This window comes from Acidiphilium sp. 34-64-41 (assembly GCF_002282635.1).
GTDB lineage: Bacteria > Pseudomonadota > Alphaproteobacteria > Acetobacterales > Acetobacteraceae > Acidiphilium > Acidiphilium rubrum.
Genome location: NZ_NCJX01000096.1, coordinates 1 through 9850, shown reverse-complemented (window position 1 = coordinate 9850; position 9850 = coordinate 1). Strand labels below are relative to the sequence as shown.

The following is a 9850-nucleotide window of genomic DNA, read 5'->3' as shown; positions in this document are numbered from 1 at the left end:
ACTTTGCTGCCAGTCATCTAACCAGAACAGATTATCCAGCTCGATATAGGCCAGTCCCAGCTTTTCTGCCAGCGCCCGGGCAAAGGTCGACTTGCCTGTAGCCGAAGTACCAACCACATTAATTCGCTGCATACAATTTTCCTACTCTATTGACTGCACTTATTTTATATATTGGTCTAATTAATAAACAGGAGTTTTTTGGTTCTTTTTTACAAAAAAGAACAGCTTCCTTTCTTACTCCGTCGGCATCAATACGCACACCGCCGCCTGGGCGGCGATTCCCTCGGCTCGGCCGGGGAATCCTAGTTTTTCGGTGGTGGTGGCTTTGACTGAGATGCGGGTGATGGGGATTTCCAGCAGGTCTGCGAGGCGGGTGCGCATGGTTTGGGCGTGGGGGGTGATTTTGGGGTGTTCGCAGATGATGGTGATATCGGCGTTGGTGATGGCGCCGCCTTTGGATGCCACGAGTTGGGCGGCGTGGCGGAGGAAGTGGGCGCTGTCGGCGTTTTTCCAGGTCGCTTCGCTGGGGGGGAAGTGGCGGCCGATGTCGCCTTCGGCGAGGGCGCCGTAGATGGCGTCGCAGAGGGCGTGGATGGCGACGTCGGCGTCCGAGTGGCCACTGAGGCCGTGGGTGTGGGGGATTTCGATGTTGCAGAGGATGAGTTTGCGGCCTTCGGCGAGGGCGTGAACGTCGAAGCCGGTGCCGATGCGGGGGATGGCGCCGGCGGCGATGAGGGTTTTCAGGTCCATGCGGTTGGGTCTCCGGTGAGGCGGGTTTGGGCGGGGTTTGGCGATTGGGGGGTTGCGCGTCAAGGATGGGGGGTGGTGAAGGATTGGGGACATTGCGCGTCAAGGATTGGGCTAGTAGTGATTAAATCATGAGCAACGATGTGGGCATGACGCCGAAACTCAAGCCGATTACGCTGCGGGCGGGGCATGGGCGGCCTGAGCGGGATGTGGTGATCGATGTGCCGGTTATTTTGGCACCGATGTCTGGCGTGAGTGATTTGCCGTTTCGGCGCCTGGTGAAGTCGATGGGTGCGGGGCTGGTGGTTTCGGAGATGATCGCGTCGTGGGCGATGATCCATGAAAATGCGGCGACGTTGCGGATGGCGTCGGTCGATGGTGGGACGGGGCCGAATTCGGTGCAGTTGGCGGGGTGTGATCCTGCGGCGATGGCGGAGGCGGCGCGGATTGCGGTGGCGGGGGGTGCCGATATTGTTGACATCAATTTCGGCTGTCCGGTGAAAAAAGTGGCGGTTGGACAGATGGCCGGGTCGGCGCTGATGCGTGATGAGGCGCGGGCGGCGCGGATTTTGGAGGCGACGGCGCGGGCGGTGGATGTGCCGGTGACGTTGAAGATGCGGATGGGGTGGGATCGGGCGAGTTTGAACGCCCCTGCCCTCGCCCGGATTGCGCAGGATGTCGGGATTGCGCTGGTGAGTGTGCATGGGCGGACGCGCCAGCAGTTTTACGAGGGTGTGGCGGATTGGGATTTCATTGCGTCGGTGAAGGATGCGGTGTCGATTCCGGTGATTGCCAATGGGGATATCACGAGTGTGGCGGCGGCGGATGAGGCGTTGGCGCGGTCGGGCGCGGATGGGGTGATGATCGGGCGCGGGGCTTATGGGCGGCCGTGGTTTTTGGCCCAGGTGTCGGCTTATTTGATGAGCGGGCGGGTAGTGGCTGATCCGGGGTTGGAGGCGCAGCGGGACGTGTTGATTGCGCATTATCGGGCGATGCGGGCGCATTATGGCGAGTTGGCGGGGTTGCGGGCGGCGCGCAAGCATCTCGGGTGGTATTCGCGGGGGCTGTATGGTGCGGCGGAGTTTCGGGCGACGGTGATGCGGCTGGATGAGGCGGCGGCGGTGGAGGATTTGGTGGCGCGGTTTTATGAGCGGGCGGTGCAGGGTGAGGCGGGTTCGGGTGATGAAATGCAGGACGCCGCGTGAGTGGATTGCGCGGCGCGTTTCGGCGGCGGGCGGCGGCGCTGAAGCGGGCTGAGGCGCCGGTCGAGACGGCGCGGTTGCTGGCGGCGTTGCCGTTGGCGGTGTGCGAGCTGGATGCGGATGATCGGTTTCTGTTCGTGAATTACGCGGCGGAGGAGTTGTTCGGGTCATCCTCGGCGTTTTTGTATGGCAAGCCGCTGCACGATATTCTGCCGGCGGATCATCCGATTTTCATGCTGCTGGATCGGGCGCGGCGGGATGGGGCGCCGATTGCCGAGCATGACCTGTCGATCGAGGGGCCGCGGTTCGCGCGGCGGGGGATTTCGTTGCAGGCGGCGCCGATTGCGGATGCGCCGGGGCATCTGGTGGTGACGTTGCAGGACAGTTCGGCGGCGCGGGCGCTGGATCAGCAATTGTCGGCGCGGAATGCGGCGCGGAGCATTACCGGGATGGCGGCGGTGTTGGCGCATGAGGTGAAGAATCCGCTGTCGGGGATACGGGGGGCGGCGCAGTTGCTGGAGGCGAACGCTTCGGCGGATGACCGGGAACTGGCGGTGCTGATCCGGGACGAGGTGGACCGGATCAAGGATTTGGTCGAGCGGATCGAGGTGTTCGGCGACAAGAAGATGGATTTGCAGGCGGTCAATGTGCATCGGGTGCTCGAACATGTGCGGCGGTTGGCGCAGAGCGGGTTCGGGGCGCGGATCCGGTTTGTCGAGGCGTATGATCCGTCGTTGCCGTCGGTGCTGGGGAACCGGGACCAATTGGTGCAGGTGCTGCTCAATCTGATCAAGAACGCGGCGGAGGCGGTGGCGGAGACCGAGCGGGCGGATGGCGAGATTTATCTGGCGACCGGGTTTCAGCATGGGGTGCGGTTGGCGGCCTCGAGCGGGCGGGGGCAGCCGAATTTGCCGATTTTCATTGCGGTGCGCGACAATGGCGCGGGGATTCCCGAGGATATCCGGCGGCATCTGTTCGAGCCGTTCGTGAGCACCAAGGCGGCGGGGTCCGGGTTGGGGCTGGCGCTGGTGGCGAAAATAGTTGCGGACCATGGAGGGTTGATCAACGTGGAGAGCAGGCCGGGGCGCACGGAATTTCGGATTCATCTGCCGCAGTTCGAGGATCGCGGCGAGGGTGAACATTGATGACGACTTTGCCGACGATTCTGATTGCCGATGATGATCGTTCGATCCGCACGGTGTTGACCCAGGCGCTGGGGCGTTCGGGGTATCAGGTGCGGACGACATCCTCGGCGGCGACGCTGTGGCGGTGGGTGGAGGATGGCGAGGGTGATTTGGTGATCACCGATGTGTTGATGCCCGATGAGAACGGGCTTGACCTGGTGCCGCGGATCAAGCGCATCCGGCCGGAATTGCCGGTGTTGGTGATGTCGGCGCAATCGACCATTCTGACCGCGGTGCAGTCGACCCAGCGGGGGGCGTTCGAGTATTTGCCGAAGCCGTTTGATTTGGGTGAGTTGCTGAGCATTGTCGATCGGGCGTTGAAGCAGCCGGCGCTGGCTGCGCCGGTGGAGGCTTCGAAGGCGCCAGAGGATAATCTGCCGTTGATCGGGCGTTCGGGCTCGATGCAGGAGATTTACCGGGTGATCGCGCGGCTGACCACCACCGATCTGACGGTGATGATTACCGGGGAATCGGGTTCGGGCAAGGAGTTGGTGGCGCGCGCGCTGCATGATTATGGGCGCCGGCGGCAGGGGCCGTTCGTTGCGATCAACATGGCGGCGATTCCGCGCGAGTTGATCGAGAGCGAGTTGTTCGGCCATGAGCGCGGCGCGTTTACCGGGGCGACCAACCGGCATATCGGGCGGTTCGAGCAGGCGGCGGGGGGGACGCTGTTTCTTGATGAGATCGGCGATATGCCGCCCGAGGCGCAGACGCGGCTGCTGCGGGTGTTGCAGGAGGGCGAGTTCACCACTGTGGGCGGGCGCCAGCCGATCCGGGCGAATGCGCGGATCGTTGCGGCGACGCATCGGGATTTGCGGGTGTTGATCCGCTCGGGGCAATTTCGGGAGGACTTGTTCTATCGGTTGAATGTGGTGCCGATCCGCCTGCCGCCGTTGCGCGAGCGGGCGGGGGATATTGCGTTGCTGGCGCAGCATTTTCTGGGGCGCGCGCAGGCGGAGGGGCTGCCGGCCAAGACGCTAGCACCCGAGGCGATGCTGCGGCTTGCGGGGTATCGGTGGCCGGGCAATGTGCGCGAGCTGGAAAATCTGATGCGGCGGTTTTCGGCCCTGGTGCCGCAATCGGTGATCACGGAAGAGATCGTCGAGGCGGAGCTGGCCGAGCGGGTTAGCCATGACCAGGCGGCGCCGCACGCCGGCGATGCGACGCCGGATACGCCGCAGGCGGTGGAGCGCGCGATCGAGCGGCATGTGGCGCGGCTGATGGGCGAGGCGCGCGACAAGGGCGAGGATGGGGTGCTGTATGACCGGGTGCTGGCCGCGTTCGAGGAGCCGTTGATCAGGCTGGTGCTGGGTGAGACGCGCGGCAATCAGATCAGGGCGGCCGCGATGCTGGGGTTGAACCGGAACACGCTGCGCAAGAAGATCCGCGAGCACGAGATCGGGGTGACGCGGCGGGTCGGCTGAAAGGGTTTTTGGTTTGGACCAGATGACCAACCGGGCGGAGCCGGCCGATGCGCCGGTGCGGGCGCGGCTGTTGAACGTGCTGCTGGGGCGGGTTTCGACGCTGGTGCTGGCCACGCTGGCGCTGACGCTGGGGATTGGCAGTTTTGCCTATCTGGCGGGCGGCATCAAACTGGAGTTGCATTCGGGGGCGGCGTTCGGGCTCGCGATCGGCGATATTTCGATCCTGCTGCTGTTGATCACCGTGCTGGTGGCGCGGGTGACGCGGGTGGTGATGGAGAGCCGGCGCGGCGCGGCGGGGGCGCGGCTGCATGTGCGGCTGGTGCTGCTGTTCGGCGGCGTGGCGGCGGTGCCGGCGATATTGGTCGCGATTTTTGCGGCCGTGTTCTTCAATCTGGGCATCCAGGCCTGGTTCAATCAGCGGGTGCGCACCGCCCTGGCGGAGAGCCAGCAGGTGGCGGTGGGGTATCTGGATGCGAAAAAGAACAGCATCCGGCTCGATGCGCTGGCGATTGCCAATGATCTGAACCAGAACGGGCCGATTTTTTACGGTGATCCCCAGAACTTTTTCAATCAGGGGTTCCTGAACGTGCTGGTGGCGCAGACCGAGTTGCACGGGCTGACCCAATCGGCGATTTTCGAGCCGTTGACCGACAAGGTGGTGGCCTCGGCCGGGCTGTTTGCCGGTGCGGGGGTGACCTTGCCGCCGGCCGAGGTGGTGGCGGAGGCGGAGAAGCATCAGATCGCGGTGTGGAGCACGCCGGATTCGACGCTGGAAAGTGCCGTGGTCGAGCTTGAGGCGACGCCGACGCTGATGCTGATGGTCGAGCGGCCGCTCGATCCGAGCATTCTGGCGCATGTCGATCGGACGCGGCAGGCGCTGGCGGAATACAACCGGCTGGAGCATCACCGGGCACAATTCGAGTTGTTTTTCGCGCTGATTTTCGCGACCGTGGCGTTGCTGGTGCTGTCCGGCGCGTCGCTGATCGGGCTGGTGTTCGCCAATCAGATCGCGCGGCCGATTTCGTATCTGATCGAGGCGGCGGAGCGGGTGCGGGCGGGCGATTATCTGGTGCGGGTGCCCGAGGGCGATTCGGGCGATGACGTTGCGGGGTTGTCGCGCGCGTTCAACCGGATGACCGGGCAAATCGCCGAGCAGCGCGCCGAGTTGATGAACGCCTATGGCCAGATCGATGAGCGGCGGCGGTTTACCGAGACGGTGCTGGCCGGGGTTTCGGCCGGGGTGATCGGGCTCGATCCGCGCGGGCGGATCGAACTGCCGAACCGGGCGGCTTCGGTGTTGCTCGGCATCGATCTGCTGGCGCATCTGGGCACGCCGTTGGTGGATTTGTTGCCGGATTTCGCACCATTGCTCGACCAGGCGCGCGCGACGCCGGAAAAACCGGCGACCGGCGAGATCGACTACGGTGCGGCCAATGCCAAGCAGATGTTTCTGGTGCGGATCGGTGCGGATTTGAAGGGTGAGCGGGCGACCGGGTTTGTTGTCACGTTCGATGACATCACCGAACTGCAATCGGCCCAGCGCAAGGCGGCCTGGGCGGATGTGGCGCGGCGGATCGCGCATGAAATCAAGAACCCCCTCACCCCGATTCAGCTTTCGGCCGAGCGGCTGAAGCGGCGGTTTACCCGCGAGATTACCTCCGATCCCGAGAGTTTCGCGCAATGCGCGGATACTATCGTGCGGCATGTCGGTGATATCGGGCGGATGGTCGATGAATTTTCGGCGTTTGCGCGGATGCCGCAGCCGATCATCAAATCCGAGGATCTGGGGCGGATTGCGCGCGAGGCGGTGATTTTGCAGCGCAGTGCGCATCCCGGCATCGTCTGGGTGGTGGAGTGCCCCGATCCGGCGCCGCGGGCGCGCTGCGATGCACGGCTGATCGGCCAGGCGCTGACCAATTTGCTGCAGAACGCCGCCGATGCGATTGCGATGCGCCCCGATAACATCGAGCGCGGTACTGCACACGGTCATGTGACCTTGCGGATTACGCCGGGCGGCGCGACGCATGATATCGCGGTGATCGATGATGGCATTGGCCTACCCACGCAGGATCGCGCCCGGCTGGTGGAGCCCTATATCACCCATAAGCCGAAGGGCACCGGCCTGGGTCTCGCCATTGTGCGCAAGATCATGGAAGATCATCACGGTGGTCTGGAGCTGGCGGATCGGGATGGATTGCCCGGTTCGGTGGTAACGCTGAGTTTGAAAGCCGATTAAGGGGGACAATGTCCGAAATACTCATCATCGACGACGAGCCGGATATCAGGCTGCTGATCGACGCGATTTTGCGCGATGAGGGCTATACCACGCGGAATGCGGGCACTTCGGACGATGCCGTGGCGGCGTTCCGGGACCGAAAACCATCGATGGTGGTGCTCGATGTCTGGTTGCAGAACTCGCCGCTCGATGGGATCGGGATTTTGCAGATCATGAAGGCCGAAGCGCCGGAGGTGCCGGTGGTGATGATTTCGGGCCATGGCACGATCGAGATGGCGGTGAACGCGATTCAGTTCGGCGCGTATGATTTCATCGAAAAACCCTTCAAATCGGACCGGCTGCTGCTGATTATTCAGCGCGCGCTGGAGGCGGCGAAACTCGCTTCGGAAAATGCCGAATTGCGGTTACGGGTGGGGGCGAATTCCGACCTGACGGGGTCGAGTGCGGCGATTACCGGGCTGCGCCACGCGATCGAGAAAGTGGCGCCGACCGGGTCGCGGGTGTTGCTGTCGGGTGCGGCGGGCGCGGGCAAGGAGGTGGTGGCGCGGATGATCCATGCCCAGTCCAAGCGCGCGGACGGGCCGTTCGTGGTGCTGAACTGTGCGATTCTGGCGCCTGAACGCGTCGAGGTGGAGTTGTTCGGCACCGAGGCTGGTGCTGATCCGAACGCGCAGCCGCGCCGGGCGGGCGTGCTGGAGCGCGCGCATGGCGGGACCCTGCTGCTCGATGAGATTGCCGACATGCCGCTGGAAACCCAGGGCAAGATCGTGCGGGTGTTGCAGGATCAGAGTTTCGAGCGGATCGGCGGCAGTACGCGGGTGAAGGTGGATTTGCGGATCATTGCGAGTTCGGCGCGGGATTTGCAGGCGGCGATCGGCGCGGGGCGGTTTCGGCAGGATTTGTATTACCGGCTGGCGGTGGTGCCGCTGCGGGTGCCGAGCCTGCGGGAGCGGCGCGAGGATATTCCCGAACTCGCGGCGCTGTTTCTCAAACGGGCGGCTGAAACTTCGGGGTTGCCGCCGCGCGTGCTGTCATCCGAGGCGCTGGCGGCGTTGCAGGTGCATGACTGGCCGGGCAACGTGCGCCAGCTGCGCAACGTGATGGACTGGCTGATGATCATGCACCCGGGCGAGGCCGGCGAGGCGTTTCGGGCGGATCATCTGCCGGTGGAAATCGGGGCGCATGCGCCGCGGGCGCTGGCGATCGATCCGCTGGCGGATATCATGGCGTTGCCGCTGCGCGAGGCGCGGGATGTGTTCGAGACGCAGTATTTGCAGGCGCAATTGCTGCGGTTTGGCGGGAATATCAGCCGGACCGCGAATTTCGTGGGGATGGAGCGGAGCGCGCTGCATCGGAAATTGAAGCAATTGGGGATCGGGGCGGAGGATCGGGCTGGGAGTGCTTGAGGCGGTCGGAAGAAAGGCTTCTTTTTTTGGAAAAAAGAAGCAAAAAACTTTTTGACCCTGGGGAACGGGCGGTTGAAGCGGCACGGGCCCCGTTCATGAAGTTTTTTTTGCTTCTTTTTTGTTCACAAAAAAGAAGACTTTCCTGGAATTATTTGTTGGCGCCATGGCCCTCGACCTCACCCCACTAACCAACCCAACCGCGCGACTCCGCGAAGGATTGGCGGGCTATGAGCGCGACACCGCGGACGAGCAGATCCGTGACGGTCTGATCCAGCGATTCGCGTTCACCTATGAGCTTTGCCATCGCACGCTGCGGCGGTTTTTGCGTGAGGCCGCGGCGTCGCCTGATGAGCTGGACCAGATGGGGTTTGCCGATCTGATCCGCGCGGGCGGCGAGGCCGGGTTGTTTCGGGCATTCCGGAATTTCTGAGCGAGGCGCAGCATCTGGTCGATGCGCTTAGGCTTCGAGTTGGGTGACGGGTGTGGGGTCGATCGCGCTGACGCCTGAGCAGTTCGCGATCGTCGCCGCCATTTTGCAAGGCCATCTGCCGGGGGGGAGCAGCCTCGCTGTGTTCGGATCCCGCGCGACGGGGCGGGCGCGGCGCTTTTCTGATCTCGACCTGATCATCGATGCCGGCCGGGGTTTGAGCCTGGACGAGGCGGCGGCGCTGCGCGAGGCGTTTTCGGACTCCGATCTGCCGTGGCGGGTCGATGTGGTTGATCGGTGGGAGATTGGCGAGGGTTTCCGGGCGATGATCGCGGCGGATGCGGTGCCGCTGCTGGTGGTGCCGGCGCGGTGAGGTCGGCCGGTGGTTATGGGGCGCCTGACATCAGGTTTTCTTATGGCGCGCCTGACATCAGGTTTTCTTATGGTGCGCCTGATATCAGGCGACGCATGACCTGCTCCTGCTGGGCGCGCGCGACGGAGTCGTGTTGGCGGCGCTGGACGCAGGCTGCGTATGCGGCTGTGCCCGCTGTGTAGCCGAAGGCGGCGCAGAGGGCGGTGGGGGTGGGCGGCGGATCGGCCGGGGCGCAACCGGCCAGGGTGAGGATCGATGCGATTGCCAGCAGGGCCGGCGGGGGCGGCAGCTTGGGCACGGCTTGTCTCCCTCAGTCGACGCTTATGTGGCGTGGGGCGGAGGTGAATTCAAACCCTGCGGCTGGGGCGCGCGTCCGACCATGCTGGGCGCACAGGAGGGGAGCGCAGACTTGCACCGCGCGGCGGGCGATCCACTTCATGAGGCAAGGCGTTGAAGTGAGTTATGTTTATGAACATCCTGCGATCATCGGGCCGTTGCGTGGCTTTGGCTGGGTTTCTCGCCCTGGCCGGCTGCGCGTATGTGCCGCCCGGCGGTTATTGTCCGCCCGGGCCGCCGCCGCCCGACCCCGGCGCGCCGGCGACCGGGACGCAGGCGACACCGGCGGGCGGGCAATCGAGCGTCGCGCCGGCCTGCACGCCTGCCCCTGTAGTCGGGTTCGGCGGATCGTATCCGGCGTATCCGTATGATGGCGGGTTCGGCTATTCGGGGTTCGGCTATTCGGGCTTCGGCTATCTGCGCGTTCCGGTGGATCGCGATCACTGATTCCGTTTGATCGCGATCATCGATTCCGGTGGATCGCGATCATGGATTCCGTTTGATTGCGATCATCG

At 64.1% G+C, this 9850-nt stretch carries 11 protein-coding genes; 8 read left to right on the top strand and 3 right to left on the bottom strand.

What is annotated here, in order from left to right; all coding sequences use genetic code 11:
• Window positions 1–132: shikimate kinase (locus B7X49_RS15830; RefSeq protein WP_286840143.1), on the bottom strand; the 132-nt coding region annotated here is incomplete at its 3' end.
• Window positions 133–234: 102 nt separating this feature from the next.
• Window positions 235–750, bottom strand: a complete 516-nt coding sequence (gene ispF, locus B7X49_RS15825; RefSeq protein ID WP_408735581.1) for a 2-C-methyl-D-erythritol 2,4-cyclodiphosphate synthase — start codon at window positions 748–750, stop codon at window positions 235–237.
• Between the two features lie 128 nt (window positions 751–878).
• Here ispF and dusB point away from each other — a divergent pair, with 128 nt between their 5' ends.
• From dusB to B7X49_RS15790, 7 genes are all read left to right on the top strand, one after another.
• The gene (dusB, locus tag B7X49_RS15820; RefSeq protein ID WP_408735580.1) at window positions 879–1952 is read left to right on the top strand and encodes a tRNA dihydrouridine synthase DusB; all 1074 of its coding nucleotides are present in this window, start codon (window positions 879–881) and stop codon (window positions 1950–1952) included.
• A complete protein-coding gene (locus B7X49_RS15815) occupies window positions 1949–3094 on the top strand; it encodes a nitrogen regulation protein NR(II) (protein ID WP_286705014.1) in 1146 nt (381 codons plus the stop codon). Before dusB ends, B7X49_RS15815 begins: the two co-directional genes overlap by 4 nt.
• On the top strand, window positions 3094–4557 hold the full coding sequence (gene ntrC / locus B7X49_RS15810) for a nitrogen regulation protein NR(I) (RefSeq protein ID WP_029313110.1): 1464 nt from the start codon (window positions 3094–3096) through the stop codon (window positions 4555–4557). Before B7X49_RS15815 ends, ntrC begins: the two co-directional genes overlap by 1 nt.
• A gap of 22 nt (window positions 4558–4579) precedes the next feature.
• Complete coding sequence (locus B7X49_RS15805; RefSeq protein ID WP_286705016.1) at window positions 4580–6793, top strand: PAS domain-containing sensor histidine kinase; 2214 nt, start codon at window positions 4580–4582, stop codon at window positions 6791–6793.
• A gap of 8 nt (window positions 6794–6801) precedes the next feature.
• The gene (locus B7X49_RS15800) at window positions 6802–8199 is read left to right on the top strand and encodes a sigma-54 dependent transcriptional regulator (protein WP_286705013.1); all 1398 of its coding nucleotides are present in this window, start codon (window positions 6802–6804) and stop codon (window positions 8197–8199) included.
• Between the two features lie 163 nt (window positions 8200–8362).
• Window positions 8363–8629, top strand: coding sequence for a nucleotidyltransferase substrate binding protein (locus tag B7X49_RS15795; protein ID WP_286705012.1), 267 nt, complete (start codon window positions 8363–8365; stop codon window positions 8627–8629).
• Window positions 8630–8672: 43 nt separating this feature from the next.
• On the top strand, window positions 8673–8999 hold the full coding sequence (locus B7X49_RS15790) for a nucleotidyltransferase family protein (RefSeq protein WP_286705011.1): 327 nt from the start codon (window positions 8673–8675) through the stop codon (window positions 8997–8999).
• Window positions 9000–9066: 67 nt separating this feature from the next.
• Here B7X49_RS15790 and B7X49_RS15785 read toward each other — a convergent pair whose 3' ends face one another.
• Entirely contained in the window at window positions 9067–9297 is a 231-nt protein-coding gene (locus B7X49_RS15785; RefSeq protein ID WP_286705010.1) for a hypothetical protein, read from the bottom strand.
• Between the two features lie 170 nt (window positions 9298–9467).
• On the opposite strand from B7X49_RS15785, the gene B7X49_RS15780 reads away from it, so the two are divergent.
• Window positions 9468–9782 (top strand): hypothetical protein, encoded by a 315-nt coding sequence (locus tag B7X49_RS15780; RefSeq protein ID WP_286705009.1) that lies wholly within the window; start codon window positions 9468–9470, stop codon window positions 9780–9782.
• The last annotated feature ends 68 nt before the right edge of the window (window positions 9783–9850 follow it).

Bases quoted from the DNA above. Each gene is read 5' to 3' on its own strand.
- ispF (WP_408735581.1), bottom strand. From the start codon at position 750: ATGGACCTGAAAACCCTCATCGCCGCCGGCGCCATCCCCCGCATCGGC.
- B7X49_RS15800 (WP_286705013.1), top strand. From the start codon at position 6,802: ATGTCCGAAATACTCATCATCGACGACGAGCCGGATATCAGGCTGCTG.
- B7X49_RS15780 (WP_286705009.1), top strand. From the start codon at position 9,468: ATGAACATCCTGCGATCATCGGGCCGTTGCGTGGCTTTGGCTGGGTTT.
- B7X49_RS15805 (WP_286705016.1), top strand. From the start codon at position 4,580: ATGACCAACCGGGCGGAGCCGGCCGATGCGCCGGTGCGGGCGCGGCTG.
- ntrC (WP_029313110.1), top strand. From the start codon at position 3,094: ATGACGACTTTGCCGACGATTCTGATTGCCGATGATGATCGTTCGATC.
- dusB (WP_408735580.1), top strand. From the start codon at position 879: ATGAGCAACGATGTGGGCATGACGCCGAAACTCAAGCCGATTACGCTG.
- B7X49_RS15795 (WP_286705012.1), top strand. From the start codon at position 8,363: ATGGCCCTCGACCTCACCCCACTAACCAACCCAACCGCGCGACTCCGC.